Source organism: Streptomyces yokosukanensis (genome assembly GCF_001514035.1).
Taxonomy (GTDB): Bacteria; Actinomycetota; Actinomycetes; order Streptomycetales; family Streptomycetaceae; genus Streptomyces; species Streptomyces yokosukanensis.
In genome coordinates this window covers 19846-46649 of the sequence record NZ_KQ948209.1, presented here as the reverse complement: position 1 = coordinate 46649, position 26804 = coordinate 19846, and the positions used below count along the sequence as shown (strand labels likewise).

29 protein-coding genes and 1 pseudogene are annotated in these 26804 nt (G+C 71.1%); 16 read left to right on the top strand and 14 right to left on the bottom strand.

Annotated features, from left to right (window positions below; translation table 11 throughout):
• Positions 1 to 59: 59 nt before the first annotated feature.
• A complete protein-coding gene (locus tag AQI95_RS10015; protein ID WP_067120560.1) occupies positions 60 to 557 on the bottom strand; it encodes a MarR family winged helix-turn-helix transcriptional regulator in 498 nt (165 codons plus the stop codon).
• A 117-nt stretch (positions 558 to 674) separates the two neighbouring features.
• Between AQI95_RS10015 and AQI95_RS10010 the strand changes: the two genes are divergently transcribed.
• The gene (locus AQI95_RS10010) at positions 675 to 1568 is read left to right on the top strand and encodes an NmrA/HSCARG family protein (RefSeq protein ID WP_067120559.1); all 894 of its coding nucleotides are present in this window, start codon (positions 675 to 677) and stop codon (positions 1566 to 1568) included.
• 208 nt (positions 1569 to 1776) lie between these two features.
• On the top strand, positions 1777 to 2565 hold the full coding sequence (locus tag AQI95_RS10005; protein WP_244188695.1) for an immunity 49 family protein: 789 nt from the start codon (positions 1777 to 1779) through the stop codon (positions 2563 to 2565).
• A 10-nt stretch (positions 2566 to 2575) separates the two neighbouring features.
• Here AQI95_RS10005 and AQI95_RS10000 read toward each other — a convergent pair whose 3' ends face one another.
• The gene (locus AQI95_RS10000; RefSeq protein ID WP_067120555.1) at positions 2576 to 2779 is read right to left on the bottom strand and encodes a DUF397 domain-containing protein; all 204 of its coding nucleotides are present in this window, start codon (positions 2777 to 2779) and stop codon (positions 2576 to 2578) included.
• The gene (locus AQI95_RS09995) at positions 2776 to 3600 is read right to left on the bottom strand and encodes a helix-turn-helix domain-containing protein (protein ID WP_067120553.1); all 825 of its coding nucleotides are present in this window, start codon (positions 3598 to 3600) and stop codon (positions 2776 to 2778) included. The genes AQI95_RS10000 and AQI95_RS09995 overlap by 4 nt, the downstream gene beginning before the upstream one ends.
• Before the next feature lie 133 nt (positions 3601 to 3733).
• Between AQI95_RS09995 and AQI95_RS09990 the strand changes: the two genes are divergently transcribed.
• The 5 genes from AQI95_RS09990 (at position 3734) to AQI95_RS09970 (ending at position 7473) form a co-directional block, all read left to right on the top strand.
• Positions 3734 to 3958, top strand: a complete 225-nt coding sequence (locus AQI95_RS09990) for a hypothetical protein (RefSeq protein WP_067120551.1) — start codon at positions 3734 to 3736, stop codon at positions 3956 to 3958.
• On the top strand, positions 3955 to 4239 hold the full coding sequence (locus AQI95_RS09985; RefSeq protein WP_067120549.1) for a hypothetical protein: 285 nt from the start codon (positions 3955 to 3957) through the stop codon (positions 4237 to 4239). Before AQI95_RS09990 ends, AQI95_RS09985 begins: the two co-directional genes overlap by 4 nt.
• Positions 4240 to 4370: 131 nt before the next feature.
• Positions 4371 to 5018, top strand: a complete 648-nt coding sequence (locus AQI95_RS09980; RefSeq protein ID WP_067120546.1) for a Uma2 family endonuclease — start codon at positions 4371 to 4373, stop codon at positions 5016 to 5018.
• A 29-nt stretch (positions 5019 to 5047) separates the two neighbouring features.
• Positions 5048 to 6352, top strand: coding sequence for an ATP-binding protein (locus tag AQI95_RS09975; RefSeq protein ID WP_067120544.1), 1305 nt, complete (start codon positions 5048 to 5050; stop codon positions 6350 to 6352).
• Complete coding sequence (locus AQI95_RS09970; protein ID WP_067120543.1) at positions 6349 to 7473, top strand: tetratricopeptide repeat protein; 1125 nt, start codon at positions 6349 to 6351, stop codon at positions 7471 to 7473. Before AQI95_RS09975 ends, AQI95_RS09970 begins: the two co-directional genes overlap by 4 nt.
• On the opposite strand, the pseudogene AQI95_RS09965 reads toward AQI95_RS09970, so the two are convergent.
• A pseudogene (locus tag AQI95_RS09965) lies at positions 7367 to 9163 on the bottom strand (ABC transporter ATP-binding protein). The gene AQI95_RS09970 and the pseudogene AQI95_RS09965 sit on opposite strands and share 107 nt — an antisense overlap.
• A gap of 313 nt (positions 9164 to 9476) precedes the next feature.
• Between AQI95_RS09965 and mshD the strand changes: the two are divergent.
• On the top strand, positions 9477 to 10403 hold the full coding sequence (gene mshD / locus AQI95_RS09960) for a mycothiol synthase (RefSeq protein WP_067121495.1): 927 nt from the start codon (positions 9477 to 9479) through the stop codon (positions 10401 to 10403).
• Here the strand turns inward: mshD and AQI95_RS09955 are convergent.
• The 5 genes from AQI95_RS09955 to AQI95_RS09935 all read right to left on the bottom strand — a co-directional run bounded on the left by AQI95_RS09955 (position 10360) and on the right by AQI95_RS09935 (position 14878).
• Positions 10360 to 11052 (bottom strand): ABC transporter, encoded by a 693-nt coding sequence (locus tag AQI95_RS09955; RefSeq protein ID WP_067121499.1) that lies wholly within the window; start codon positions 11050 to 11052, stop codon positions 10360 to 10362. The genes mshD and AQI95_RS09955 overlap by 44 nt on opposite strands.
• Complete coding sequence (locus AQI95_RS09950) at positions 11052 to 12578, bottom strand: ABC transporter (protein WP_067120541.1); 1527 nt, start codon at positions 12576 to 12578, stop codon at positions 11052 to 11054. Before AQI95_RS09950 ends, AQI95_RS09955 begins: the two co-directional genes overlap by 1 nt.
• Positions 12575 to 13435 carry an ABC transporter ATP-binding protein gene (locus tag AQI95_RS09945; protein ID WP_067120539.1) on the bottom strand — a complete coding sequence of 287 codons (861 nt, stop codon included), beginning with the start codon at positions 13433 to 13435 and terminating at the stop codon, positions 12575 to 12577. Before AQI95_RS09945 ends, AQI95_RS09950 begins: the two co-directional genes overlap by 4 nt.
• Entirely contained in the window at positions 13432 to 14256 is an 825-nt protein-coding gene (locus AQI95_RS09940) for a cupin domain-containing protein (RefSeq protein ID WP_067120537.1), read from the bottom strand. Before AQI95_RS09940 ends, AQI95_RS09945 begins: the two co-directional genes overlap by 4 nt.
• A gap of 79 nt (positions 14257 to 14335) precedes the next feature.
• Entirely contained in the window at positions 14336 to 14878 is a 543-nt protein-coding gene (locus AQI95_RS09935; RefSeq protein ID WP_067120535.1) for an RNA polymerase sigma factor, read from the bottom strand.
• A gap of 313 nt (positions 14879 to 15191) precedes the next feature.
• On the opposite strand from AQI95_RS09935, the gene AQI95_RS09930 reads away from it, so the two are divergent.
• Genes AQI95_RS09930 through AQI95_RS09920 form a run of 3 tightly spaced genes read left to right on the top strand, consistent with a single transcriptional unit; the run spans position 15192 to position 19108 of the window.
• The gene (locus tag AQI95_RS09930; RefSeq protein ID WP_107121595.1) at positions 15192 to 17546 is read left to right on the top strand and encodes an RNA degradosome polyphosphate kinase; all 2355 of its coding nucleotides are present in this window, start codon (positions 15192 to 15194) and stop codon (positions 17544 to 17546) included.
• On the top strand, positions 17527 to 18678 hold the full coding sequence (locus AQI95_RS09925) for a CHAD domain-containing protein (protein WP_067120531.1): 1152 nt from the start codon (positions 17527 to 17529) through the stop codon (positions 18676 to 18678). The genes AQI95_RS09930 and AQI95_RS09925 overlap by 20 nt, the downstream gene beginning before the upstream one ends.
• Positions 18679 to 18697: 19 nt before the next feature.
• Positions 18698 to 19108 (top strand): NUDIX hydrolase, encoded by a 411-nt coding sequence (locus AQI95_RS09920; RefSeq protein ID WP_067120529.1) that lies wholly within the window; start codon positions 18698 to 18700, stop codon positions 19106 to 19108.
• On the opposite strand, the gene AQI95_RS48890 is transcribed toward AQI95_RS09920, so the two are convergent.
• On the bottom strand, positions 19090 to 19293 hold the full coding sequence (locus AQI95_RS48890) for a hypothetical protein (RefSeq protein WP_244188694.1): 204 nt from the start codon (positions 19291 to 19293) through the stop codon (positions 19090 to 19092). The two genes, AQI95_RS09920 and AQI95_RS48890, sit on opposite strands and share 19 nt — an antisense overlap.
• A 158-nt stretch (positions 19294 to 19451) precedes the next feature.
• On the opposite strand from AQI95_RS48890, the gene AQI95_RS09910 reads away from it, so the two are divergent.
• Together AQI95_RS09910 and AQI95_RS47280 are read left to right on the top strand one after the other, a co-directional pair.
• A complete protein-coding gene (locus AQI95_RS09910; protein WP_067120525.1) occupies positions 19452 to 20315 on the top strand; it encodes an SCO4651 family lipoprotein in 864 nt (287 codons plus the stop codon).
• Positions 20316 to 20407: 92 nt separating this feature from the next.
• Entirely contained in the window at positions 20408 to 20575 is a 168-nt protein-coding gene (locus AQI95_RS47280; RefSeq protein WP_159056495.1) for a hypothetical protein, read from the top strand.
• A gap of 34 nt (positions 20576 to 20609) precedes the next feature.
• Here the strand turns inward: AQI95_RS47280 and AQI95_RS09905 are convergent, their stop codons facing one another.
• Positions 20610 to 20954 carry a metal-sensitive transcriptional regulator gene (locus tag AQI95_RS09905; protein ID WP_067120523.1) on the bottom strand — a complete coding sequence of 115 codons (345 nt, stop codon included), beginning with the start codon at positions 20952 to 20954 and terminating at the stop codon, positions 20610 to 20612.
• Positions 20955 to 21241: 287 nt separating this feature from the next.
• On the opposite strand from AQI95_RS09905, the gene AQI95_RS09900 reads away from it, so the two are divergent.
• The 3 genes from AQI95_RS09900 (at position 21242) to AQI95_RS09890 (ending at position 23581) form a co-directional block, all read left to right on the top strand.
• Positions 21242 to 21862 (top strand): DUF47 domain-containing protein, encoded by a 621-nt coding sequence (locus AQI95_RS09900; protein WP_067120521.1) that lies wholly within the window; start codon positions 21242 to 21244, stop codon positions 21860 to 21862.
• Positions 21863 to 21869: 7 nt separating this feature from the next.
• The gene (locus AQI95_RS09895; RefSeq protein ID WP_067120519.1) at positions 21870 to 22868 is read left to right on the top strand and encodes an inorganic phosphate transporter; all 999 of its coding nucleotides are present in this window, start codon (positions 21870 to 21872) and stop codon (positions 22866 to 22868) included.
• A gap of 263 nt (positions 22869 to 23131) precedes the next feature.
• Positions 23132 to 23581 (top strand): hypothetical protein, encoded by a 450-nt coding sequence (locus AQI95_RS09890; protein WP_067120517.1) that lies wholly within the window; start codon positions 23132 to 23134, stop codon positions 23579 to 23581.
• A 182-nt stretch (positions 23582 to 23763) separates the two neighbouring features.
• Here AQI95_RS09890 and pstB read toward each other — a convergent pair whose 3' ends face one another.
• From pstB to pstC, 3 genes are all read right to left on the bottom strand, one after another.
• Entirely contained in the window at positions 23764 to 24540 is a 777-nt protein-coding gene (gene pstB, locus AQI95_RS09885) for a phosphate ABC transporter ATP-binding protein PstB (protein WP_067120515.1), read from the bottom strand.
• Between the two features lie 72 nt (positions 24541 to 24612).
• Entirely contained in the window at positions 24613 to 25674 is a 1062-nt protein-coding gene (pstA, locus tag AQI95_RS09880; protein WP_067120513.1) for a phosphate ABC transporter permease PstA, read from the bottom strand.
• A complete protein-coding gene (gene pstC / locus AQI95_RS09875; RefSeq protein WP_067120511.1) occupies positions 25671 to 26678 on the bottom strand; it encodes a phosphate ABC transporter permease subunit PstC in 1008 nt (335 codons plus the stop codon). Before pstC ends, pstA begins: the two co-directional genes overlap by 4 nt.
• Between the last annotated feature and the right edge of the window lie 126 nt (positions 26679 to 26804).

Here is a 26804-nt window from a genome sequence, read left to right as displayed (position 1 = left end):
AACCGCCGGAGCCGTCGGAGACGCTGGTCGGCTGAGCAAGCCCGGTCCGGTCAGTCCGGTCAGTCCGGCTTCGGCAGGGATCGCAGGCGTTCGATCTGGGTGCGGCTCAGGGCGTTGGCGCGGCGCATGTGGCGGGTGATGGCCCGCAGTTCGTCCTCGCTGTGGTCGTCCAGCAGGGTCCGCCAGGTGCGGCCCAGCTCGTCCCACACCGCGGTGACGCGTGCGACGCGCTCCGGCACCGGGGTGACCAGCACCCGGCGGCGATCGCCCGGGTCGGGCGTGCGGTCCACATAGCCGCCGCGTTCGAGCCGGTCCACCAGCCGGGTGGCCGAGCCCGTGGTGAGGCCGGTCAGGTCGGCGATCTGGCGGACCGTGAGCGGCTCGGGCTCGACGGTCAGCAGGCTCAGGGCCTGTACGTCGGTGGGGTGCAGGCCGAGGTGGTCGGCGACGGCCTGATTGAACAGCACGTACGCCGCGTGGTAGCGACGCGACTCCGCCGACAGCTCCTCGTACAGCCGGGCCCGTCGCGGGTCCGTCGTGTCCGTCGTGTCCGTCACGTGGCTCGCCTTCACTCATCTTCAGAAATCACTGCGCGACGCAGCAATCTATGCCTATTATCCTGCGTGACGCAGCTAATGCGCCACGCAGCAATTCTAGCCACCCGGGAGACACCCATGCTCACCGTCGCCGTCACCGGTGCCACCGGCGCCCAGGGCGGAGCCACCGCCCGTGCCGTCCTGGCCGCCGGCCACCGCGTCCGCGCCCTGACCCGCCGACCGGACTCGGCGGCCGCCGCCGAACTGCGCGCCCTCGGCGCCGAGATCCGCCACGCCGACTTCGGCGACCGCGCTTCCCTGGACGCGGCCCTCACCGGCGCGGACGCGCTCTTCGCGGTCACGACCCCCTTCGGCACCGACACGGCAACCGAGGTCCGGCAGGGCAGAACCCTCGTCGACGCCGCCGCTGCCGCCCGCCTCGGGCACCTCGTCCTCACCTCCGCCGCCCACGCCGACCGCGGCACCGGAATCCCGCACTACGAGAGCAAGCACGAGATCGAACGGCACCTGCGCGCATCCGACGTGCCCTGGACGGTGATCGCCCCGGCCGCATTCATGGACAACTACGCGGGCGGCTGGACGATGGCCGGGCTGCGCGAGGGCGTCTTCGGCTGGCCCATGCCCGCCGACCGGCCCTTCGCCCTGATCTCCGCCGCGGACATCGGCGCGTTCGCCGCGCTGGCCTTCAGCCGCCGGAAGGAATTCGTGGGCCGCCGCATCGACATCGCCTCCGACACCTGCACCCCGGAGGAGATCGCCACCGCCCTCACCACCGCCACGGGCTGCCCCATCACCCACCACGAGGTCGCCCTCGACCACGTCCGCGCCCACTCCGAGGACTTGGCCGCGATGTTCACGTACTTCACCACGACGGGCCTCGACGTCGACGTCCCGGCCCTGCGCCGGGCGTACCCGGAGGTCGGCTGGCAGACGTTCGCGCAGTGGGCGGCGGAGCAGAACTGGCCTGGACTGCTGAACGCACCCCGCCCCGTCGAACGTACGACCGCATAACGGGTTGCGTATGCAACGATGTTGCGGGTGACGGAGAGATCTCTCCGTCACTCCGACGTGACCGAGTTCAGGGGGACCAGTGCGGGAAGTGCCGTGTCACACGGTCGATCAGGAGCTGATCAGCAGTGCGCTCGCTGATGTCCGCAGTCGCGCGGACGGTCACTGGCGAGAGCTGTACTACTACGTGAGCCTTGATCTGCTCCAGCAGATGAGCGACGACCTGCTCGATCACGTCGCCGCACACAGCCAGCAGGACCCGGTGCTCAGTTCCTTCGTCGCACGCGAGGCCTTGGACACCGCTGCGGAATGCACTCTCGGAGTCCTCGGCATCGGCGCGTATCCCAAGGGCGACTTCGAGATTCCTCTGCCCATCGTCAACGATGCGCTGCTCAGCGAGAATTACGACTGCCCTCCAGGTGCCGCGCTCGCACCCACCGCGAGGACCTGGCAGGACGCCTTCGCGCTGTGCCTGGCCAGCGGCAGGATCTGGGACAGGGAACGGGCCATCGGTCTTCTTCTGCGTGACGACTACGCACCGGCCATCCGGGAGGGAGTGCCGTACAGCCTACGGAAGTCGCTCTCCGATCCGGCTGATCTCGTCTCCATGGACGCCCTGTGCGGCTACCTGACCGAAGCGCGTGGACACCTGCCCAGCGACTGGCCGACCGTGCCGCTGCGCATGCCGACCGCCGGGGAGCGCGCCGAGGCTGCTCGCCGACTGGACGCCTTGGGCGGGCTGTCGCCGGACCAGCGGCTGCTGCGCGTGCTTCTGGAGGACGATCCGGAGGCGTTCGAAGCAGCCCTTGTCGAACGGCTCGTCCAGTACCGCGAGAGTCAGCCGGCCGACGCGGCACCCCGGAGCCTGCTGCCGTTGGGCACGATCGCCCTTGTCGCGCTCGCGGTCCACGTACACGGGTGGGTGCCGAACATCAGATCCGGGTACCTCCCGCAAGCGCTGTTGCAGGCGCCACCGGGCGCTCCGCGGGCTCACGGCTGAAGGCCGTCCGTCAGGCCACCTGCCAGTCCGCCTCGACGAAGGCTCCCCACGCCGGTGCACCGATGACGAGCACGGGGCCGTCGGGGGTCTTGCTGTCGCGGACCGGGACGACGCCGGGGTGGCCGTCGGCGACCTCGACGCAGTTGTTGTCTCCCCCGTCGCTGTAGCTCGACTTGCGCCAGGTGGCGATGCTGAGGTCGGGGGTTTGCTTCATGATCGATACTCCTCCAGTACGTCCCTGATGAACGCGAGCGAGTCGGACGGGGACAACGCCATGTCCCGGAGCCGATCGTAGGACAACCGGTGCCGCAGAACCGCGTCCGGCTCCTCGACCAACTCACCATGGCTGTTGCCCTCGACGTAGGCAACACCGCTGCCGTCCTTCTGCCACAGCAGCGTGAGCGACGCCTCCATGTGGTGATGGACTCCGGCGGAGAAGGGCAGCACCTGAAGCACCATGTTCGGCCACTTCGCCACCGCCTCGATATGGAGCAACTGGTCCTCCCAGGTCTTCGGGAGAGCCGCGGGGCGCCGGAACGCGTACTCGTCCATGACGATACGGACACCTGGCGTCGGCTTCTGGCGCAGCAGGTACTGCCGTCCGAGGCGGGCCGCCACCTGCTCCTCGACCCAGTCGTCACCCTCCAGCGTTGTCTGGGGCCCAGACAACGCCTCGCGGGCGAAGTCCTCGGTCTGCAGAAGTCCAGGCACACCCGGCGCGTACTTCCACATGATCCGCGCCGTCGCCTCCAGCCCCATGAACTCCTTGCACCGATCCCTGAACGCGTCCAGCCGGGCCATCTTCCAGTGACCAACCAGCAGGTCACCGGCCTCGTAATACGCGTCCAGGTCCTCCATGACCGTCACCTTGGACAGCCGCTCCCCGGACTCCAACCGACTCAAGTAGCTCTTGTCGTACCCGGTTTCGTCGGCCACCTGCCCCAGTGACTTCCCGACCTTCTCGCGAAGCACCCGCAGCGTCTGCCCCAGCACTGTCCGCCCGGAAACCGGCTCCGCGTCAACGTTCTCGCCCACGTCACCCCTCCCCGTTGCCTGGCGCCCCAGGCAACACCGAACCTCTTCCGCAGCGTACGCCGGGGCTGTGACGATCGATGCACGAACGGTAATCACCGCTCGTCACCCCCCCTGCCTCTCATGGAGCGTCGACGTGCGCGCACGCATCGCCGAAGTCATCGAACCGCTACTGCTTCTGCTCATCCGGGCACTGCTCCCCGCCCAGGGCCGCCGCCGGGCGTCCCCGCCCCAACTGACCTACGCAGAACTGCCGTTGACCACGCAGTCCGTCCACCGGCGCGACGCCGAAGCACACCTCTTCTGGTACGACACACCCCTCGTCCGGCCCTACCTCCGCGAAGTGGAGGTGTTCGCGTGAGTGACGGACTCCGCCTCCTGCCGTGGAGCACCCCGGAGGGCAAACCCTGCTACCTCAGCACCGACGGCGACCACAGCCGCCTCTCCCTCCTCGCCGACGAAGTGGAGGCGGCCCAGGTGCGGTCGGGCGAGCAGGTGCTGGCCGGGGCGAGGGCCGTACTCGCAGACCGGGCGGCGGGGGAAACGGCCATGCGTTTCGCACTGGCGCGGGCCTCGGAATCGCTGGCGGAAGTACTCCGCGTCGCGGTCAGTCGCGGGACCCGGTCGAGCAGAGGCGGCTGACCGTTTCAGCTGCCACTCGAACGGGCGATCGCACGTCGTCTTCTCCGGTCATGTCCACCGTCGCGCCCAGCGTGATCGCGTTGCTTGTGTCGCCGCCCAGCCCAGCCCACACTTGCAGAGGAGGTACCGCCTTGACCGCTCTCACGCATGAGAGGCCCGAGATCATGTCCGAGGCTCCCGCTGAACCCCTGAACGGACCCGACCTGGACGAGGTCCTGTGGCAGGCATGGAGGGCCATGGAACTCCCCGAGGGCTACCGCGCCGAGATCATCGAGGGAGCCATCGAGGTGTCGCCCACAGGTCGCCTTTCCCACGCCCAGATCGTCAACCGCCTCCGCAACAGGTTGGTGAGGTTCTTGGGCGAGGGAGAACATGCTGCATATCAGGACACCAACGTCGTCCACGGGCTCAAGGCGTGGATCCCTGACGTCCTGATCGCGCCCGAAGACCTGGAGTCGCACGCTGACGAGGAAGGACTGGGCGTAGCCGCTTCAGCTGTCTCCCTCGTCGTGGAAGTGGCCTCCCCCGGCCACCGTGATCTGGAACGCGACCGCCTGCGAAAGCGTCGCGAATACGCCCGCGCCGTCATCCCCGTCTACGTCCTCATCGACGACTACGACGGCCAGGGCGCCGTCACCCTCTTCACCAGCCCGCGCCCCGACCAGGCCGACTGGGAGGACATCCACCGCGTCCCCTACGGCACCGAGGTCACCGTCCCCGAAGGCCCCGCCAAGGGATTCGTCATCGGTGAGGCCATCACCGGGCCCAAGCGGAACTGACCGCGCAGCGGCTCCGTAGGCTGGAGCCCATGCCGGAAGACTCTCCTCTGATCCAGAGCCTGCGGACGGCCGTCGCCGCCGCGCCCGCCGATGTGCCGCTCCGACTGCATCTGGCCGAACTCCTCCTGGGCGCAGGTCAGTCGGAGGCCGCCGTCTCGGAGGTCGCCGTCGCCCTGCAGCACGCTCCGGGTGACGCACAGGCCCGGCAGCTCATGAGCCGGGCCATGGGCCTGCCCGAGCAGCCCGCGACGCCTCCCGCGCAGGCCGGTCGTACGACGGCTGCGGAGCAGATGTCGCAGCCGCCCGCCCCGTCGGACCCGGCCGGGCAGCGCCCCGGTTTCGACTGGAGAGCTGCCGAGGAGCAGGTCGGGGACATCGTGCCGCCGCGGTTCGTCGAGGCAGAGGAGCCGGTGCGGGCGGACGGCGGCGGCGACCCCGGGGACGCCGAGGCGTGGGACGTCGAGAGGCCCGGGGCCGTGCGGCTCGCGGACGTCGGCGGGATGCAGGAGGTGAAGGACCGGCTGGAGGCCGCCTTCCTCGCGCCCCTGCGCAATCCCGAGCTGCGCAAGCTCTACGGCAAGAGCCTGCGGGGCGGCCTGCTGCTGTACGGGCCGCCGGGCTGCGGGAAGACCTTCGTCGCGCGGGCCGTCGCCGGGGAGTTGGGGGCCTCCTTCCTGTCGGTCTCCGTCAACGACGTGCTCGACATGTGGACCGGCAACTCCGAGCGCAACATGCACGAGGTCTTCCAGACCGCCCGTCGGCAGGCGCCGTGTGTCGTCTTCCTCGACGAGCTGGACGCCCTCGGCGCCAAGCGCAGCCGCAGCGCGCACGGCGGAATGCGCAACACCGTCAATCAGCTGCTGACCGAGTTGGACGGGATCGACGCGGGCGCGAACGACGGCGTGTTCGTCCTGGCCGCCACCAACGTGCCCTGGGACGTCGACAACGCGCTGCGGCGGCCCGGACGGCTGGACCGCACCCTGCTCGTGCTGCCTCCCGACGCGCCGGCCCGTGAGGCGATCCTCCGGTACCACCTGCGGGAGCGGCCGATCGAGAACGTCGACCTGGGCAAGCTCGCCAAGGCCACCGACGGACTGTCCGGTGCCGACCTGGCCCATGTGTGCGAGGCCGCGGCCGAGCGGGCGCTGCTCGACTCCGCCCGGACCGGGGCCGTACGGATGATCGGGATGAAGGACCTGCTCAGCGCCGCGAAGGAGGTCGTGCCGTCGAGCGAGCCGTGGTTCGCCGCCGCCCGGAACGTGGCGATGTTCGCCAACGAGGGCGGGATGTACGACGACCTCATCGCCTATCTGAAGAAGCGGCGCAAGCTGTGAGCACCGGGCTGCACCCCGCCCTGGAACGCGCCGACGCGCTGTACGCGCTGCGGCGGCACGGCGAGGCGAAGGCGCTGCTCGGGCAGCGGCTCGCCGAGGACCCGCAGGACGCCGACGCCTGGGTACGGCTCGCCCGCTGCCACAGGGCGACGGAGGAACCCGGCCAGGCGCTGGAGGCGGCCGAGCGGGCGCTGTCCGTCGATCCCGCGCACGTCGGGGCGCTCGTCCAGCGTGCCCATGCCCTGCAGTCCGTGGAGGGCCGCTTCCCGGAGAGCGAGCAGGTCCTGCGCGAGGTCATCCGCCTCGCCCCCGACTACTGGTACGGGTACGCGCTGCTGGGCCACTGGCTGTACCGCATCAGGATCCTGCAGTACAACCAACAGCACCGCACCGGGGTCAGCCGGCAGGTAGTGGCCGGATTCCTCCAGGAGTCGGACAAGCTGGCCCGGGAGGCCATCCGGCTGGCGCCCGAGGAGGTGTTCCCCTACGAAGCGGCGTGGGCGATCGCCCACCTGGGCGGTGACCAGGCCGTCGCCGCCCAGATGGACCAGGCCATCCTCCGCCTCGACCCCCACCACGCGGAGGCCCTGGCCCGGCGGACCAGGAAGGCCGCCGACACTCCCGGCGTCAAGGCCGCCGAGGCCGCCGCCCTCTACGCCGACGCGCTCGCCGCCGCCCCGGATTCCGCGCCCCTGCAGCAGGGCTTGGACCACGCCTCCTACCGGCTGCTGCGCGGAGTGCGCTGGATCGCCCTGCTCTGCCTCGGCTTCGCCGGGACCATGCTCGACCTGTGGACCAAGGACGGGGTCGTACCGCGCGAACTGCCCATCTCCCTCGGGCAGCGGCTCTGGTACTTCGTCCCCGTCGCCGCCCTCTGGGCCGTCGGCACGCTGCTGCGCTACCGCCGGCTGCGCACGGGCGTCCGCTACAACCTCCGCTCCGTGATCCGGCGCCGCCGCTGGCCCCGGATCGTCCTCGGCCAGGCCGCCTGGGCCATGCTGTGCGCCCTGGTGATCAGTCAGGTGCCGTGGACCGGGCGGACGGTGCCGCAGATCGTCTTCTGGGCGGGGCTGGTGCCGACGCTGGCGACGATCTGGTTCGACCGGAAGAAGACCACCTGAGCGCCGGCGGCAGGGCCAGCCGGGCGTACGCCCCGTCCCGCGCGAGGAGTTCCTCGTGCGTGCCCGTCTCCGCGAGGCGGCCGCCGTCGATGACCAGGATGCGGTCGGCGGCCGGGGCGAGGGACAGATCGTGGGTGATCATGATCGTGGTACGGCCCGACATCAGGCGGCGCAGGGGCCGGACGACCTGGCGGGCGGCGATCGCGTCGAGGCCCGCCGTCGGCTCGTCCAGGACGAGGACCGGGGCCGAGCGCAGCATCGCGCGGGCGATGGCGATGCGCTGCAGCTGGCCGCCGGAGAGGGCGGCGGTGCCGGGGGCGATGGGGGTGTCGTAGCCCTCGGGGAGCACGGTGATGAAGTCGTGGGCCGCCGCGTCCCTCGCCGCCCGCTCGATCTCGGTGTCCGTCGCCCCGGGGCGACCGCAGGCGATGTTCTCGCGGACGGTGCCGTTGAGGATCAGCGTCTGCTGCGGCAGCAGGGCGATCTGCTCGCGCAGGAAGCGCAGGGGGAGGCCGTCGAGCGGTACGCCGTCCAGGGTGATCGCGCCGGCCGAGGGGTCGTAGAAGCGGGAGAGGAGCTTCGCGAGGGTGGACTTGCCGGCGCCGCTCGCACCCGTGACGATCACCAACTCGCCGGGCCGGACGGTGAATTCGAGGTCCCGCAGACAGGCGCGCGGGGAGTCCGGGTAGTGGAAGGAGACCTGGTGGAAGCCGATCCAGCCGCGCACGGGCCATGCGGGGACGGGGGCGGCGGGGGTCGGTGACGGCGGGCTCGGCGTCGAGGATCTCGCCGATGCGGCGGGCACCGGCGGTGGCCGCGGTGAGCGTCAGGCCCAGTCGGCCGAGGTCGCGGACCGGCGGGTAGAGCCAGCCGAGGAAGGCGGCGAACGCGAGGAGCCGGCCGAGGGTCATGCGGTCGGCGGAGATCTCCCACACGCCCAGCCCGAGCACCACGAGCACGCACAGTGTCTCGACGACCTCGACGCACTGCTCGTACATCTCGCTCAGCCGCGCCCCGCGCACACTGGCCCGCATCCAGGCGCGGGCCTCGCGGTCCAGTCGCCGCTCCTCGTCGGCGCGCCGGTCGTAGGCCTGGGTGAGGACGATGTTGCCGAGCGACTCCGTCACCACCGAGGTGATCGCGCCGTCGGCGATCCGCTCGGCGCGGGAGGCCTGCTCGACACGGCCGGAGAAGCGGCGCGCGGCGAGCAGGAACAGGGGGCGAGGACGAAGGTGGCCAGCGCCAGGTCCCAGCGCAGCCAGAAGGCGGCGGCGGTGTAGAAGACGGCCGAGAACCCCGCCGACACGGCGCCCACGACGCCGGAGACCACCAGTTGCTCGATGGACTCGACGTCTCCGGTGAGCCGTTCGACCAGGTCGCCCTGGCGGTGGCGCTGGAAGAAGTGCGGGGGCAGGTCCTGGACATGACGGAAGACGGCCGCGCGCAGCCGTAGGACGAATCTCTCCGCGGTCCAGGTGGCCAGGGAGTTGCCGAGGTAGCCGACGAGCGCGGCGAGTGCGGCCACGCCGAGCCAGGCACCGGCCGGTCCCCAGAAGGCGGAGAGGCTGCCGGCCTTCAGGGCGTGGTCGGTCAGCTCGGCGAACAGCAGGATCGCGGCGGTCTCGGCGAGCGCGGCCACGATCACGCAGGCGATGATCGCCCCGAGCCATGCGCGGTCCCCACGGGTCAGCGGCCAGAACCGGCGGAAGGCCTCGCGGGCTTCTTCGGCTCCGGGGCGGGCTTGCGGTGCTTCTTCACCGGGGCGAGCTTGTGGAAAGACATGACGGTTCTCCTCTTCCTGTGAATTCCCGTGAATCCCTGTGAATTCTCGTGAATTACTGCGTCGCTTTCGACGTGGAAAACGCTATGGCATTCCAGAACCGAAAAAGGCCAATTCCGCTGAGACCTCAATTAAAGAACGCTGTGGGCAATTCACAGGGATATCGCGGAACCGCGGCGCCATTCGCATGGGCTTCACGGGGCGCCTGCCGTACTCTCTACGCATGAGCAGCGACGACACCGTACGAGCCTTCCCCGCCCGCTCCATCGAGACCTACTCCGCGCTCACCCCGGACCGGGCCGAGGCCGTGCTGGCCCTGCTCGCCGAGGCCGCCCGGGTCGACGGGCAGCAGCCGGTGTCCGAGCAGGGCCGGCTGCTGCTGCGCGGTGGTGCCCGCGAGGGTGTCTCCCATCTGCTGCTCACCATCGACGGCGAACTCGTCGGCTACGGCCAGCTGGAGGACACCGACCCGGTGGAGGCGCCGGCCGCCGAACTCGTCGTCCACCCCGCGCACCGCGGACACGGGCACGGCCGGGCGCTCGGCGCGGCGCTGCTCGCCGCCTCCGGCAAGCGGCTCAGGGTGTGGGCGCACGGCGGACATCCCGCCGCCCGGCATCTCGCCCAGGTGCTCGGCCTCACCCTGTTCCGCGAACTGCGGCAGATGCGGCGGCCGTTGACCGGCCTGGCGCTGCCCGACCCGGTGCTGCCGGAGGGCGTGACCGTACGTGCCTTCGTGCCCGGCAAGGACGACGCGGACTGGCTCGCGGTCAACGCGGCCGCCTTCGCCCACCACCCGGAGCAGGGCTCGCTCGTCCAGCGGGACCTCGACGACCGCAAGGCCCAGCCGTGGTTCGACCCGGCCGGGTTCTTCCTGGCCGAGCGGCGCGGGGAGTTGATCGGCTTCCACTGGACGAAGGTGCACGCCGAGGAGGGGCTCGGCGAGGTGTACGTCCTCGGTGTGCGGCCCGGTGAGCAGGGCGGCGGGCTCGGCAAGGCCCTCACCACGATCGGCCTGCGCCATCTGGCCGCCCAGCAGCTGCCGACCGCGATGCTCTACGTCGACGCCGACAACCAGCCGGCCGTGTCGGTGTACGAGCGGCTGGGGTTCAGCACGTACGAGACGGACCTGATGTACCGCACGGAGACCTGAGCACCGGCCGGCGCACCAGCGGCTCCCGCAGCTGCGCCGCCCCCACCACCACCGCTCCCGCCAGCACCCACGCCCACCTCTCGTGCGCCGCGGCCCACCTCGGGTCGGCCGGCGCCACGAACAGCGCCCAGCGGGCGGGCAGCAGCAGGGGCGCGAGGACGGCGCCGGCGAGCAGGGTGGTGGCGACCCCGCGGCCGGGTTCCGGCTCGTCGAAGTGGCGCAGGGCGACCGTGGCCGCGGCGACGGCGAGGACGCACGCCGTGGCGGCCTCCAGGGTGACGTCGCCGACCGGAGGCCGTCCGGATCCGGGCGCGAGGAGCAGTACGGCCGTCCACCACAGGGCGGCGACGGGCGCGACCAGGGCCGCCCGCAACGCGACACGCAGCGCCCGCCGCGCCGGGACCGGGGCCGTGGTGTGCCGGGCGGGGTCGTCCAGGAGGAAGGCGAGCCCGAGGGCGAGAGCGAGGACGGCGCCCCGCACGAGGACGAGCGTCTCCAGCGGACCGGGCCGGGCACCGGACACCCGGGCGAGCGCGACCGGCAGCAGCCCCACGGCACCTGCCGCACCGAGCGCCCGCCACGGCAGCATCCGCCAGACGGGAACGACCAGCGCCGCACCGGACCACGCCCGGGCGAACCACGACCGCATCAGCCCGCACACCGGTCGAGGCCCACTTCCTCGTGCACGCCCAGCAGTCGGCCCGCTCGGTCCGTCGTGACCCCCGGCGCCGTCAGCTCGCTCCAGTGCGTCTTCACGCGGGCGGCGACGTCTTGGAACGGGCGGTGGAAGAGACCGCGGACGACCTCGGTCTGACCGGCCGTCATGGTCAGCGGCTCGGTCCGGGAGAGGACGACGGCGGAGCCGGTGAGGCTGTCGTCGAGGCGCACGTTCCGCAGGACGGACTCGGGGTCGGGCTGCCAGGCGAGGGACAGCCACATGAGCGTGACCATCCGGCCGTCGCACAGTTCACCGGCCCTGCGCTCGTTGCCCGCCACCAGCACGCCCGCCACGGCCATGGAGAACTCCGGCACCCGGTTGCCGCCCCAGGAGGTGCCGACGGTCACCTGGTCGGGCCGGGTGGCCGGTTCGAGCGCCGCGTCGCCGGAGAGGCCGTAGCGGGCCTCCAGCCGCTGCCGTACGAGGAGCGGCCGCTCGTGCGCGCTGCCACCGGCGAGGGCCTGCACCCGGCCGGCCACCCGGGCCCAGTCGTCGACAAGGGGTGTCCACTCGGGGAAGGCGCAGTAGTGCGAGGGACCGCGCCGAAGGCACGTCTGGTCCTTCTCCGGGGTGAGCGAGGCACGGGTGCGGGCCGCCTCCGTCGCCGCCGGGACCCCACCGGTCTGCACGACCCCGGCCAGCACGGCCAGGACCGACACACCGACGAGGCCCGCCCGCACGCTCCGGGTCCGCCCGCCGGAGACCAGCACGGCCAGCAGAGCCGCGGTCAGGGCCAGCCCGGCGAGATACAGCGCGTGCCAGGCGGCCGGACGGCCCAGCAGATCGGAGGGGAAGGGATGGACGCCGGACGTGGTGACCACCGGCCTCAGCCACACCGGCCCGGTCTCCCCGCCGAACGGGAACGCCCCGCCCACGAACAGCAGCAGGAACACCACGACCAGCAGCGGCCCCGCGACGGCCGACGGGTACAGCCGGGCGAGCAGCACCCCGATCGCCCCGAACAGCAGCACCAGCAGCGGACCGGTCAGCAGCTCGGCGACCGAACCCCGGCCCACCGCACCGGACTTGAGGGCCTCCCAGGTGAACTGGGCGGTCACGGCCGCGGCGGTGAGCAGCGCGAGCGGCACGACGGACAGCACATGCGCGGCCGTACGGCGCCAGGGGGTGAGCGCCAGCACGGCGAAGTGGCGTTCGGTGTCCCGGCGCAGGGAGCGCAGGGCGGCCTGGTTCGCGGCCAGCATGGCCACGAGGCCGACGAGCAGCGGTCCGCCCTGGGTGGCGCGGTCGGCGTCCTGAAGGACGGGGTAGTCGTCCGAGGGGCGCAGCGTGCGCCATACGATCCAGGCGACGTACAGGGCGAAGGCGAGCACGACCGGGATGCTCAGCAGCAGGCGGCGGGCCTCGAAGCGGGCGAGGGCGGACACGGCCGCCCGGGAGTCCCGGGCCCCGGTGGACGCGGCGGCCGGGGCCGGTTTCCGCATGAGGGTCGCGGTCATGCCGTCACCTCCGCGAGGTCGTCGTCGAGGGTGAGCAGATAGCCGTCCTCCAGGGTGGGTTCGAGCAGGTCGGCACCCTCGGGCGGGTCGCCGACGTTGCGGAAGGCGCCCGTGCCGGTGCGCCAGCCCGCCTTCGCCCCGGGGTCGCGTGCGGTACTGCTCCACACCCGCCCGTCGGCCCGTGCGGCCAGCTCGGCGGGGGTGCCGTCGAAGCGGATGCGGCCGGCGGCCATGACCAGCACGCGGTGGCAGAGCATCGCCACGTCCTCGGTCTGGTGGGTGGACAGCAGCACCGTGCGGTCCTCGCCCGCGTCGGCGATCAACTCCCTGAAACGCAGCCGCTGTTCGGGGTCGAGGCCGACGGTCGGCTCGTCCAGCACCAGGAATCCGGGGTCGCCGACGAGGGCGGCGGCCAGCGCGACCCGCTGCCGCATCCCGCCGGACAGCTTCTTGATGCGCTTGCCGCGCACCTCGCCGAGGCCGACCTGCTCCAGGACGCGCCGCACCTCGCGGTGCCGGGCGGCGCGGTCGGTCAGCTCCTTGAGGATCGCCACGTAGTCCACGAACTCGAAGGGCGTGAAGTCCGGGTGGAAGCCGGGCGTCTGCGGCAGATAGCCGAGCGCGCGCCGCACCTCCTGGCGGCCGCGCGCGGTACCCGGGTCGTGCCCGAGCACCGTGAAGGCGCCGGTGTCGGCGGGCACGGCGGTGGCGAGCACCCGCAGCAGGGTCGTCTTGCCCGCGCCGTTGGGCCCGAGCAACCCGGTGACGCCCCGGCCCAGCCGCACCGACACGTCGTCGAGGGCGCGGGCGGCGCCGTAGCGCAGGGTGAGGCCGCAGGCGGAGACGGTGACGGTCATACGGAACCCCCAGGGGACTGGTCGAAACGGTCGCGGACGGCGAAGAGCAGACCGGCGGCGAGCGCGGCCACCCCCGCCGCCACCGCCTGGCCGACGGCGGTGAACGGGACGGGCGCACCGGCGCCGCCCTGGTACGCGTGGGCCGTCAGCAGCAGCGCGACCCAGGCCCCGCCGACGAGGGACGGCGCCAGCACCGGCCCGCATCGCGGGGTCAGCGCGAGCCCGGTCGCGGTGAGCGCGAGGGCCGGCAGCAGCCAGCCCAGCGCACCGAGCCCGTACCCGGGCAGCGCGAGGGTGGCCAGCCCGGACAGCCCGAGCACGGCGGCGAGCACGGCGATCGTGCGGATCATCAGCAGCCGGAAGCCGTGCACGGGGGAGACGACCGCGATCTCGTACGTCGGATCGAGCGCGGGACCGTACGACAGCGCGACACCGGCGAGCGGCAGCAGCGGGGCCAGGGCCAGGAAGAGCCTGTCCGAGTGGACGCCGTGGGCGGTCAGCACCGACATCACCAGCAGCAGCGACACTGCCGCCAGCCACGAGCGGCGCAGCACGGGCGTGGCGGCCAGCAGCCGTGCCGTGTGGTCCGCGACCCCGAGCCGCGTCAGCAGCCGCTCGAACAGGCCGGGGCGCGGCGCGTCCAGCTCGGCGTCCAGCCGCTCCCAGGACGTGCGAAGCGCCCCGGGGTCCCAGGCCTCGGCGAGCACCGCCCGGCACCGCGCGCACCCGGCCAGATGGGTGTCGGCGGACCACAGCAGCGGGGGCGCCAGGTCCCCGCGCGCGTAGGCCCGCAACTCGTCCTCGGCGACATGCCAGCTCATGCCCGTACCTCCCGCCTGCCGCAGCCCCGCACGACACCCGGCGAGGCCTCTCCGCTCCGGAACCCGATCAGGGACCCCCTCATGCCAGTGCCTCCCGCAGTTGCTTCCGGGCCCGCATCGCGCGGGTCTTGACCGTGCCCGGCGGTATGCCGAGCAGGACGGCCGCCTCACGGGTGGTCAGGCCGTCGACGACCGTCGCCTGGAGCACCGCCCGCAGCTCCGGCGAGAGCCGGACCAGGGCGCCCGCCAGGTCCCCGTGCTCCACTCCCGCGAGGACCCGTTCCTCGGCGGACGACTCGTCCCGGTGGCGCAGCCGGGCGAGCGCTTGGCGCAGCCGCCCGCGCGCCCCGTCGCCGCGCAGCGCGTCGACCAGCCGGCGCGACCCGATCCGCCACAGCCACCCGGCGGCGTCACCGTCCTCGTGGTAGCGGGCCCCGCCCCGCCAGATCGCGAGGAACGTCTCCTGCACGACGTCGTCGACGACCCCGGCGTCCGCGCACCGGCCCCGCAGGCGCGCGGTCAGCCAGGGCGCGTACCGCCGGTACAGCTCCTCGAAGGCGCGCCGGTCCCGGTCCGCCGCGACGGCCCGCAGCAGCTCCCCGTCGCTTCTCGTCTCGCTCACGTCTCCTCATCGGACCGGGACCCTCGATCGGTTCACGCGCCCCCGGCTCGCCCGTGGCCGCCGAGCCGGCGGACTCCTGCGGCCCTCCTCCTCCTGGCCGTCACAGGGCTACTGGTACGGGTCGGCTTCGTGGTACTACACCGACAGACCACCCGAAAGGCGCCACCGTGACCGCGCCCGCCCCCGGCCGGGACCGGCGAGGGCCTCAGGATGCATGACTTTCGCGACGTGGACTTCCGGGAGCCGCCCCGCGCTATCCCGCACGTCATGTCTTCGTAACCATTGATTCAGCCAAGCTTGCGACGCTCGGCCAATGACGCCCGCCGTGCCAGAGCCTTCGCCGCCCCCCGAGGGGCCCGCGCAGAACGGGGCCGTGACGCTCCCGCCCGCACGTTCCGACGCGCCCGTCAGCCCCACGGCGCGGAAGAATGGACTCATGAGCCAGCAAGACACCCAGGCATCTGTCCAGCACGCGCAGCCTCCCGTGGGCTCCATCGCGGCACACCGCCCCCACACGGTCGCCGCCACCGTCTCCGACCTGGAACCCGACATCGACGCGGACCTGGACGCGTACGAGGACGCGCAGGGCGACGGCACGTCCCTGCCCCAGGGGCGTTTCCTCGACCGCGAGCGCAGCTGGCTCGCCTTCAACGCACGCGTCCTGGAGCTGGCCGAAGATCCGAACACACCGCTGCTGGAGCGCGCGAACTTCCTCGCGATCTTCGCCAGCAACCTGGACGAGTTCTTCATGGTCCGGGTCGCCGGTCTGAAGCGCCGTATCGCCACCGGTGTCGCGACGCGCTCCGCCTCCGGGCTGCAGCCGCGCGAGGTGCTGGAGATGATCTGGGCCCGCTCGCGCGAGCTGATGGCCCGGCACGCCGCCTGCTACCACGAGGACGTCGCCCCCGCACTCGCGGAGGAGGGCATCCACCTGGTCCGCTGGCAGGAGCTGAACGACAAGGAGCAGGCCCGCCTGTTCACCCTGTTCCGGCACCAGATCTTCCCGGTCCTCACCCCGCTGGCCGTGGACCCCGCGCACCCCTTCCCGTACATCTCCGGCCTCTCCCTGAACCTGGCCGTCGTCGTACGCAACCCCGTCAGCGGCCACAAGCACTTCGCCCGCGTGAAGGTGCCGCCGCTGCTGTCCCGCTTCCTGGAGAGCAGCCCCGGCCGGTACGTCCCCATCGAGGACGTCATCGCGGCGCACCTGGAAGAGCTGTTCCCGGGCATGGAGGTCCTGGAGCACCACACCTTCCGCCTCACCCGCAACGAGGACCTGGAAGTGGAGGAGGACGACGCCGAGAACCTGCTCCAGGCCCTGGAGAAGGAACTCATGCGGCGCCGCTTCGGCCCGCCGGTGCGCCTGGAGGTCGAGGAGTCCATCGACCGCGAGGTCCTCGACCTGCTGGTCCGCGAGCTGAAGATCTCCGAGGCCGAGGTGTACCCGCTGCCCGGCCCGCTGGACCTCACCGGCCTGTTCCGCATCCACGGCCTGGACCGGCCGGAGCTGAAGTACCCGAAGTTCATCGCGGGCACCCACCGCGACCTGGCCGAGGTCGAGTCGGCGTCGGCGCCGGACATCTTCGCCGCCCTGCGCCAGCGGGACGTGCTCCTGCACCACCCGTACGACTCCTTCTCGACGTCCGTGCAGGCCTTCATCGAGCAGGCGGCCGAGGACCCGGACGTCCTCGCGATCAAGCAGACCCTGTACCGGACCTCCGGCGACTCGCCGATAGTCAACGCGCTCATAGACGCCGCCGAGGCCGGCAAGCAGGTCCTGGTCCTGGTCGAGATCAAGGCCCGCTTCGACGAGCACGCCAACATCAAGTGGGCGAAGAAGCTGGAGGAGGCCGGCTGCCACGTCGTCTACGGCCTGGTCGGCCTGAAGACGCACTGCAAGCTGTCCCTGGTGGTCCGCCAGGAGGGCGAGACCCTGCGCCGCTACAGCCACGTCGGCACCGGCAACTACCACCCGAAGACGGCACGCCTGTACGAGGACCTGGGCCTGCTCACGGCCGACCCCCAGGTCGGCGCCGACCTCTCCGACCTGTTCAACCGCCTGTCCGGCTACTCGCGCCGCGAGACCTACCGCCGCCTGCTGGTGGCCCCCAAGTCCCTGCGCGACGGCCTGATCGCGCGGATCGACAAGGAGGTCCAGCACCATCGCGCGGGCCGTCCGGCCTTCGTCCGCATCAAGGTCAACTCGATGGTCGACGAGGCGATCATCGACGCCCTCTACCGCGCGTCCGAGGCGGGCGTGCCGGTGGACGTGTGGGTGCGCGGCATCTGCGCGCTCCGTCCCGGCGTCCCCGGCCTGTCCGAGAACATCCGGGTCCGCTCGGTCCTCGGCCGCTTCCTCGAGCACTCCCGCGTGTTCGCCTTCGGCAACGGCGGCGAGCCCGAGGTGTGGATCGGCAGCGCCGACATGATGCACCGCAACCTCGACCGCCGGATAGAGGCCCTGGTCCGCGTCGTCGACCCGGCGCACCGGTCGGCCCTGAACCGGCTGCTCGACACCGGCATGTCCGACTCGACCTCCTCCTGGCACCTCGGCCCCGACGGCGAGTGGATCCGGCACGCGACGGACGCGGACGGACAGCCCCTGCGCAACGTCCAGGAGATGCTCATAGACGCCCGGAGGCGCCGGCGTGGCACAGCAACACCTTGACCCGACGGACCCCACGGCCCAGGTGGCGACGGGGGACGCTCTCGCGGCGTACCTGCGCGCCCAGGCCACGGAGTTCCTCCGCGCCCTGCGCCTGCGCCGTGAGACCGGCGGCGCGGGCGGCGGCGCCGCCGCGCGCGATCGGTCGAACGCGGGGGAGAACGGGGCGGAGCAGTCCGTCGACGCGGCCCGCGCCCTGCGCCGCTCGGCCCGCCGCATCAGCGGCAGCCTGCACACCTTCCGACCGCTGCTCGACCCCGACTGGTCCGAGGAGATGCGCCCCGAACTGGCCTGGCTCTCCGGCACGTTGGGTCTGGAGCACGCGTACGAGGCACGCCTGGAACGGCTGTTGCTGGCGCTGCACCGGCTGTCGGGGGCGGCGGTGCTCCCGTCCCAGGCGATCGACTCGGCGACCGCCGTGGCCGCGGGCGGCCGTGCCACCGGGGCGGCACCACTGCGCACACCGCCGGAAGGCGGCGGCCCTGCCGGTCCTTCGGCCGCCCCGGAGCGCGGCAACCTCACCGTGGGCGCGGCCAAGGCGGGCGCCCTGCTCGACCGCCAGCTGACGCTGGCCCGGACCCGGGCCCACTCGACCGCTCTGCAGGCCCTGGGGTCGAGCCGCTTCCACGCCGTCGCCGACAAGGTCGCCGTACTGGCCAGCGAGGTCCCCCTCACCCCCGGCGCCCCGACCACCGATCTGCGCCCCCTGGCAGCCGCTGCGGAGGAACGGCTGACAGACGCGATCGCAGGTCTCCCGCTGGTCACCGCGGGCCTCCCGTACAACGCGGAGGCCCTGGTCCACGGCCTGTCCCCGGACCCGTCCCCCCACCCCCAGGACGGCCCCTGGCACCAGGTCCGGCTGCTGCTGCGCCTGCACCGCTACGCGCAGGAGGTGCTGCACGAGGGCACCTCCCCCGTGGACGTACGCCTGCTGGCGGCCGGCCAGGCCCTGAACCGGCACCGGGACGCCTCGGAGGCGGCAGCGGCGGCGGCCCAGGCCGCCCGTACGCCCCGCATCGCCCCGGCGACGGCGTACGCGCTCGGTGTGCTCCACGCCGATCAGCGGCACGAGGTGGAGGCGGCCAGGTTCGCCTTCCAGCAGGCCTGGCAGAAGCGGACCGTCAGCACACCCTGAGTTCCCACGAGGAGGCGGTGTGAGCGACATTCTGGTGCGGGCGGCCGGCTGCGTACTGTGGCGCCGCTCGCCCATCGCCGGTGACCTGGAGATATGTCTGATCCATCGGCCGAAGTACGACGACTGGTCGCATCCGAAGGGCAAGCTCAAGCGCGGTGAGGAACCGCTCGCGGGCGCCCTTCGGGAGGTCGCCGAGGAGACCGGGTACACGGCCGAGCCCGGCGAGGAGCTGCCGACCGTGCGGTATTTCGCGGGCGGCCGACCGAAGCAGGTGCGCTACTGGGCGGCCGAGGCGGTCTGCGGCCGCTTCACCCCGAACGCCGAGGTGGACCGGATCCTGTGGCTCTCCCCCGCCGCCGCCCGCGCCCGCCTCACCCAGCCCCGCGACCGGGACCTGGTGGAGGACGTCGTTCACAGACTGGCGGTGTGAACCTCCGCGTCCGTGCGGGCCTGGCTGCGGGCTCTGCGGGCGGGGCCCCGCCAACCGCAGCTGCACCGGGCCAGGCAGAAGCGGCCCTGCTCGATCGTCGTCGTGAGATGTTCCTGCCCGGACCGGGCACGCTCCGGCCCGTCCTGCTGCGCAGCGCTGACTACCACCCTGACAACGTTACCCATCCCGCGCCGAAAGGGCTCATACGGCGCCCGTACGGCGCTCATACGGCTGCCCCCGCCCCGTCCTCGCCCCTTGGCGACGCGTGACGGCGCCCCCTACCCGTCGTTAACCGATCGACAGGGGGCCCGTGACGGACGTACCGGCTGGGGGTAGGCAGGCGATGGATCGGCGGCAGCACAGGAACGCGGGCAGGACGGTCGTCGCGGTCGGCATCATGCTCGGCCTCGGGGCGGGTGCCACGGGGTGTTCCGGCACCGGGGCCGCCGCCGAGGACGTCAAGGGCGGGGGAGATCCGGTCGCCGTACTGCACCGGGCCGCCGACACACTGGGCGGCGCGGGCAGTTCCAAGGCCACCACCTCCATGGAGATGGCCACGGGCGGCACCCGGGTCACCATCCGCGGCCAGGGTGTCTACGACTTCCGGCACCGGCTCGGCCGGCTCTCGGTCGTCCTGCCCGAGGATCCGGCAGGCACCTTCGAGCATCAGCCGATCACCGAACTCCTCGCCCCCGGCGCCCTGTTCATGAAGAACCGGGGCGCGGGCGTGCCCGCCGACAAGTGGGTGCGGGTGGACACCGCCACGCTGTCCGACGGCAACCTGGTCACCGGCGGCGCGACCGATCCGTACGCGGCGGCCGAGGTGCTGCGCGGGACGCGGACGGCGACGTACGTCGGCAGGACCGAGGTCGGCGGGACCGTGGTGCGGCACTACCGGGGCACGGCGGATCTGCGCAGCGCGGCCCGCCATGCCTCCGCCGAGAACAGGGAACCGCTGGCCGCGGCGGCGAAAGGGTTCGCCACGGCCGAGGTTCCGTTCGACGCCTACCTCGACGACCAGGGCCGCATCCGCAAGCTCAGACAGCGCTTCAGCTTCGTCAACGGCCGGCAGCAGACCCCCGTGGCGGTCGCCTCGACGACCCTGCTGTACGCCTACGGCGCCCCCACCGACGTACGGCTGCCGCGCCCGTCGGACATCTACGCGGGCCGCATCGCCGAGGGCGACCATCCGGACGACGCGCACTAGTCCGGGGCACCACCCCGTAAGTAGCCCGTCCGTGCCATGCGCGGTGTGTAGAGCGCTGCCTACTCTAGGAAGTGGGTGACGGTGGAGAAGAGGTGAGGCAAGTGGCTCCGGTCGGCGGTACGGCGGTGCAGGACCACGTGGCCCTCGCCGAGATCGAGCTGTGCGGAGAGCTGATCATCGCGGCCTCGGCGGCCGAGGACCGGCTCAGCCTGGAGAGCATCGACGAGGTCCTGCGGGTGGCCGAAGAACGGGAATCCTGAGCGGCGCGGCCAGGACCTGATGGCTTCGGCGAGGTCAGGACCGCAGCAGTCGGCCGATCGCCTTCGTCGCCTCGTCCACCTTCATGTCGATCTCGTCGCCGCCCTTGACCGCCGCGTCGGCCACGCAGTGCCGCAGGTGCTCCTCCAGCAACTGCAGCGCGAAGGACTGCAGCGCCTTGGTGGAGGCGGAGACCTGGGTGAGTATGTCGATGCAGTACGTGTCCTCGTCGACCATCCGTTGCAGCCCGCGGATCTGCCCCTCGATCCGGCGCAGCCGCTTGAGGTGCTCGTCCTTCTGCTTGTGGTAACCGTGCGTCGCGTGCGCGGGCTCACTCGCGGTCTCGGAGGGTGCCGTGGCGCCGGCCTCGGTCGTCGTCATCGCGGGCCTCCAACTCGGGATCTCGGGACGGGCTTCCGGAGAAGCTTTTGGACAAACTTCTGGACATACGGGCTCGCGCTGTTGCGATCACAATTTCGATCACAATTGGTCACACATACCCCTGGTGGGTATATGGTAACCAACTTTGCGGGGTAAGGAGCCCTTGGTACGCCCCCGTGCTGATCACTCTGCCCGATGGGCGACACTGGGATGCGGCCCATTAGCCGTGGCCGGATGATGCGCCTAGCATCAGCCTGACCGAAACCGAAGCACCCCGAGGACCCCACGTGCGCTTTCGTCTGACCCCCAGGGAGACGAGCTTCTACGACATGTTCGCCGCATCCGCGGACAACATCGTCACCGGCTCGAAACTCCTGATGGAACTGCTCGGGGCGGACGCACCTGCCCGGGCCGAGATCGCAGAGCGTATGCGGGCCGCGGAACACGCAGGTGACGACGCCACGCACGCGATCTTCCACCAGCTGAACTCCTCGTTCATCACGCCGTTCGACCGCGAGGACATCTACTCCCTCGCATCCTCCCTCGACGACATCATGGACTTCATGGAGGAGGCCGTCGACCTGGTGGTCCTCTACAACGTCGAGGAACTGCCGAAGGGCGTCGAGCAGCAGATCGAGGTGCTGGCCCGGGCGGCCGAGCTGACGGCCGAGGCCATGCCGCACCTGCGCACCCTGGACAACCTCACCGAGTACTGGATCGAGGTCAACCGCCTGGAGAACCAGGCCGACCAGATCCACCGCAAGCTGCTGGCCCACCTCTTCAACGGCAAGTACGACGCGATCGAGGTGCTCAAGCTCAAGCAGATCGTGGACGTCCTGGAAGAGGCGGCGGACGCGTTCGAGCACGTGGCGAACACGGTGGAGACCATCGCCGTCAAGGAGTCCTGAGGCGTCGATGGACACCTTCGCCCTGGTGCTGACCATCGCGGTCGCGCTCATCTTCACGTACACGAACGGCTTCCACGACTCGGCGAACGCGATCGCGACGTCGGTGTCGACGCGGGCGCTGACCCCGCGGGCGGCGCTCGCCATGGCGGCGGTGATGAACCTCGCCGGTGCCTTCATCGGCTCGGGGGTCGCCAAGACGGTCAGCGAAGGCCTGATCGCCACGCCCGAGGGCTCCACGGGGATGGGCATCCTCTTCGCGGCACTCATCGGCGCGATCGCCTGGAACCTGTTGACCTGGTACTTCGGCCTCCCGTCCTCCTCCTCCCACGCCCTGTTCGGCGGCCTGGTGGGCGCGGCTCTGGCGGGCGGTACGGCGGTCCACTGGAACGGCGTCGTCGACAAGATCATCATCCCGATGTTCCTGTCCCCGGTGGTCGGTCTGGTCGGCGGCTATCTGGTCATGCTGGCGATCATGTGGATGTTCCGCCGCTCCAACCCGCACAAGGCCAAGCGGGGATTCCGTATAGCGCAGACGGTCTCGGCGGCCGGCATGGCCCTGGGCCACGGTCTCCAGGACGCCCAGAAGACCATGGGTGTGGTCGTCATGGCACTGGTGATTTCCGGCCACGAGACGTTCGGCGACCCGATCCCGGTCTGGGTGAAGATCGTCTCGGCGATCATGCTGTCGCTGGGCACCTACGCGGGCGGCTGGCGCATCATGCGCACCCTGGGCCGCAAGATCATCGAACTGGATCCCCCGCAGGGCTTCGCGGCCGAGGCCACCGGCGCCTCGATCATGTTCGGCACGGCGTTCCTCTTCAAGGCGCCGATCTCCACGACCCACGTCATCACCTCGGCGATCATGGGTGTGGGCGCGACCAAGCGCCTCAACGCGGTCCGCTGGGGCGTGGCCAAGAACATCGTGCTCGGCTGGTTCATCACGATGCCGGCCGCCGCACTGGTCGCCGCGCTGGCCTTCGGCCTGGTGAAGCTGACCGTGCTGTAAGCCGCCCTTCCCTCCTCTCTCTTCCTTCCCACCCGCCCACCCGTCCCGGCCGGCTGAAAACCCGGCCAAGGGGGTGGGCGTCGTGCGTCCCGGTGTTTGTTTCGTGCCGCGACACGGGCCTGCGCAACAACCAGTCGACCCAGAAGCCTTGTTCTCGCGGCCAGTCGGCACTGGAGACGACGGCGCACGGCGACCCGCGTCGGCCGCGGTGCGGACGCAAGCACCATGGCCGTCCCGTCGATCACAGAGGAGTTGCAAGGTTCATGCACGTCAACAAGCATCTCGCTGCTGTTGCGGCAACCGTCACCCTGCTCTGCGGGGGTCTGGTGAGCGCTCCGAGCGCCGCCGCGGCAACGCACCCGGCAGTCTCAGCCGCATCCTCGGGTGTGTGGTGCGGCGCCTGGGATCCGAACCCGGCCAACACCACCAACAAACGACTCGTGGCCGGGAGCCAGAACACCAACCCGGATGGCTCGTGGGTGGGTCTGTACGAGGGCGAGTACCGCGGGACAACCTACATGTGGGCCTATCTTGGCAACGCCCACGTGGGAGCCACGGTGGACCTCGCCTGGCAGTATCGCGGCAACGGCGTCATGTACACATGCGGCGATGCGAGCGGCAGTGACCACGCGACGGTGTGGTCGGGAACGAATCAGACGTGGACCTCCGGGGTACCAGTGAGCTCCGTCAAGGACTATCTCATCGAGCAGTAACAACAGTCCCCTCCGCCCCGGTCGACGTCGTGGGCGGGTGGGCAAAAGGGGAACCCGACCCCAGCCCAGCACAGCGGACACGCAAGGGGCCCGCCCCCGGGAGCCAGGGGCGGGCCCTCTTGCATCCTCGCGGTGGCACCGCCATGCAGCACCGCGAGGGGTCTTGTGACAGGCGCGTCGGCTCAGCCGAAGCGGCCGGAGATGTAGTCCTCCGTCGCCTGCACCGACGGGTTGGAGAAGATCCGCTCGGTGTCGTCGATCTCGATCAGCCGGCCCGGCTGACCGACCGCGGCCAGGTTGAAGAACGCCGTACGGTCCGACACACGCGCGGCCTGCTGCATGTTGTGCGTCACGATGACGATCGTGAAGCGCTCCTTCAGCTCACCGATCAGGTCCTCGATGGCGAGGGTGGAGATCGGGTCCAGGGCGGAGCACGGCTCGTCCATCAGCAGGACCTTGGGCTCGACCGCGATCGCGCGGGCGATGCACAGACGCTGCTGCTGGCCGCCCGACAGGCCGGAGCCCGGCTTGTTCAGGCGGTCCTTGACCTCGTTCCAGAGGTTCGCGCCCTTGAGTGACTTCTCGACGATGTCGTTCAGCTGGCTCTTCTTGTAGCTGCCGTTCAGGCGCAGGCCCGCCGCGACGTTGTCGAAGATCGACATCGTGGGGAACGGGTTCGGGCGCTGGAAGACCATGCCCACCTCGCGCCGCACCGACACCGGGTCGACGCCCGCGCCGTAGAGGTCCTCGTCGTCCAGCAGCACCTTGCCCTCGACACGACCACCGGGGGTGACCTCGTGCATACGGTTCAGGGTGCGCAGGAACGTCGACTTGCCGCAGCCGGAGGGGCCGATGAACGCCGTCACCGAGCGCGGCTCGACGGTCATCGAGATGTCCTCGATCGCCTTGTGGGAGCCGTAGTAGGCGGTGAGTCCGCTTACGTCGATTCGCTTGGCCATGTCTACTTCACTTCCAGAAATTCAAGCTCGGTCGCTGTGTGGCTCCGCCCGGCGGAGCCGGAAATAGTCGCCTCAGCGACCGGTCTTCGGTGCCTTCCAGCGGGCGATGCCGCGGGCCACCAGGTTGAGGATCATCACGAAGGCGATCAGCGTGAGGGACGCCGCCCACGCGCGGTCGTAGGCCGCCGTCGAACCCGAGCTGTTCGCGTACTGCTGGTAGATGTACAGCGGCAGCGCCTGCTGGGCACCCGAGAACGGGTTGTTGTTGATGAAGGAGTTGCCCCACACCAGCAGCAGGATCGGCGCGGTCTCGCCGGCGATACGGGCGATCGCCAGCATGATGCCCGTGGTGATGCCGCCGATGGAGGTCGGCAGGACCACCTTGAGGATGGTGCGCCACTTGGGCACGCCGAGCGCCAGGGACGCCTCGCGCAGCTCGTTCGGGACGAGCTTGAGCATCTCCTCCGTGGAACGGACGACGACCGGCATCATCAGGATGGCCAGGGCCAGCGAGCCCGCGAAGCCGAAGGGCTGCATGTCGAGCATCAGCATGAGGCTGAGGATGAACAGACCCGCCACGATGGAGGGGACACCGGTCATCACGTCGACGAAGAAGGTCACCGCGCGGGCGAGCTTGCCGCGCCCGTACTCCACCAGGTAGACGGCGGTGAGCACACCGATCGGGGCGCCGATCAGGGTGGCGAGGCCGACCTGCTCCAGGCTGCCGATGATCGCGTGGTAGATGCCGCCGCCCGGCTCGGAGTCGGCGACGATGCCCATGGAGTGGGTGAGGAAGTACGGGTCGAGGACCTTCACACCGCGCTTGACGGTGGTCCAGATCAGCGAGACCAGCGGGATGACCGCGATCAGGAAGGCCACCCAGACCAGAGAGGTGGCGACACGGTCCTTGGCCTGCCGCTTGCCCTCGACCATCGTCGCGATGACGAAGGTGCCGAGGACGTACAGGATCGCGGCGATCAGGCCCCACTCGACCTTGCTGCTGAGGCCGGCGCCCAGGCCGATGCCCGCGGCGACCACGACGGAGCCGCCGGCGATCGCCCACGGCGACCACTTCGGCAGGTGACCGCTGCGCAGCGAGTTGGGGCGCTTGTCGGTGACGGCTGCGGTGCTCATGCGTTGGCCCCCGAGTACTCCTTGCGGCGGGCGATGATCGCACGGGCCGCGCCGTTGACCAGCAGGGTGATGACGAACAGGATCAGACCGGAGGCGATGAGCGCGTCACGGCCCTGTTCCGTCGCCTCGCCGAACTTGCTGGCGATGTTCTGGGCGAAGGTGCCGCCGCCCGGGTTGAGCAGGCTGGCGTGGATGTCGAAGTCCGGGGAGAGCACGGTGGCGACGGCCATCGTCTCGCCGAGGGCGCGGCCGAGGCCGAGCATGGAGGCGGAGATCACGCCGGAGCGGCCGAAGGGCAGCACTGCCATGCGGATCACCTCCCAGCGCGTGGCGCCGAGGGCGAGGGCGGCTTCCTCGTGCATCTGCGGGACCTGGCGGAAGACCTCGCGGCTCACGTTGGTGATGATCGGCAGGATCATGATCGCGAGCAGGATGCCGACGGTGAGCATCGAGCGCGGCGCGCCACCGTCCCAGGAGAAGATGCCGGTCCAGCCGAAGTAGTCGTTCAGCCAGCCGAAGAGGCCGTTCATGTGCGGTACGAGTACCAGGGCGCCCCAGAGGCCGTAGACGATGGACGGCACGGCGGCGAGCAGGTCGACCACGTACGCGACGGGACCGCTCATCCTGCGCGGGGCGTAGTGGGTGAGGAACAGCGCGATCGCGACCGCGATCGGCACGGCCAGGGCCATGGCGATGACGGAGGAGACCACCGTGCCGAAGGCCAGGACCGCGATGCCGAACACCGGCGGGTCGATGTTGGTGTTCCACTCGAAGCTGGTCAGGAAGTTCCCGTGGTCCTTGCTGATCGCGAGCGACGCGCGATAGGTGAGGAAGACCGCGATCGCGGCCATGATCACCAGCAGCAGGATGCCGGAGCCACGGGACAGGCCCAGGAAGATGCGGTCACCGGGGCGGGAGGTGGAACGCGCGGCGCCCCTCTTCCCGGCGGCGGCCGGCTGGGGCGTAGGGGGAGATGCGTCAGTTGTCTTGGTCGATATGTCCATCAGGGATTCTCCGGTCTGCGGAGCCGCTCACCCGGTCGGGGTGGGCGGCTCGTGGCGGCGGTGCACCGGACGGTGCGGCCCGGCCCGCGGAAAGGCCGTGGGTACCGGGCCGCACTCTCGGATCAG

Bases quoted from the DNA above. Each gene is read 5' to 3' on its own strand.
- AQI95_RS10010 (WP_067120559.1), top strand. From the start codon at position 675: ATGCTCACCGTCGCCGTCACCGGTGCCACCGGCGCCCAGGGCGGAGCC.
- AQI95_RS10005 (WP_244188695.1), top strand. From the start codon at position 1,777: ATGAGCGACGACCTGCTCGATCACGTCGCCGCACACAGCCAGCAGGAC.
- AQI95_RS10000 (WP_067120555.1), bottom strand. From the start codon at position 2,779: ATGAAGCAAACCCCCGACCTCAGCATCGCCACCTGGCGCAAGTCGAGC.
- AQI95_RS09975 (WP_067120544.1), top strand. From the start codon at position 5,048: ATGCCGGAAGACTCTCCTCTGATCCAGAGCCTGCGGACGGCCGTCGCC.
- mshD (WP_067121495.1), top strand. From the start codon at position 9,477: ATGAGCAGCGACGACACCGTACGAGCCTTCCCCGCCCGCTCCATCGAG.
- AQI95_RS09955 (WP_067121499.1), bottom strand. From the start codon at position 11,052: ATGCGGTCGTGGTTCGCCCGGGCGTGGTCCGGTGCGGCGCTGGTCGTT.
- AQI95_RS09950 (WP_067120541.1), bottom strand. From the start codon at position 12,578: ATGACCGCGACCCTCATGCGGAAACCGGCCCCGGCCGCCGCGTCCACC.
- AQI95_RS09945 (WP_067120539.1), bottom strand. From the start codon at position 13,435: ATGACCGTCACCGTCTCCGCCTGCGGCCTCACCCTGCGCTACGGCGCC.
- AQI95_RS09940 (WP_067120537.1), bottom strand. From the start codon at position 14,256: ATGAGCTGGCATGTCGCCGAGGACGAGTTGCGGGCCTACGCGCGCGGG.
- AQI95_RS09930 (WP_107121595.1), top strand. From the start codon at position 15,192: ATGACGCCCGCCGTGCCAGAGCCTTCGCCGCCCCCCGAGGGGCCCGCG.
- AQI95_RS48890 (WP_244188694.1), bottom strand. From the start codon at position 19,293: ATGGGTAACGTTGTCAGGGTGGTAGTCAGCGCTGCGCAGCAGGACGGG.
- AQI95_RS09910 (WP_067120525.1), top strand. From the start codon at position 19,452: ATGGATCGGCGGCAGCACAGGAACGCGGGCAGGACGGTCGTCGCGGTC.
- AQI95_RS09905 (WP_067120523.1), bottom strand. From the start codon at position 20,954: ATGACGACGACCGAGGCCGGCGCCACGGCACCCTCCGAGACCGCGAGT.
- AQI95_RS09895 (WP_067120519.1), top strand. From the start codon at position 21,870: ATGGACACCTTCGCCCTGGTGCTGACCATCGCGGTCGCGCTCATCTTC.
- AQI95_RS09890 (WP_067120517.1), top strand. From the start codon at position 23,132: ATGCACGTCAACAAGCATCTCGCTGCTGTTGCGGCAACCGTCACCCTG.
- pstB (WP_067120515.1), bottom strand. From the start codon at position 24,540: ATGGCCAAGCGAATCGACGTAAGCGGACTCACCGCCTACTACGGCTCC.
- pstA (WP_067120513.1), bottom strand. From the start codon at position 25,674: ATGAGCACCGCAGCCGTCACCGACAAGCGCCCCAACTCGCTGCGCAGC.
- pstC (WP_067120511.1), bottom strand. From the start codon at position 26,678: ATGGACATATCGACCAAGACAACTGACGCATCTCCCCCTACGCCCCAG.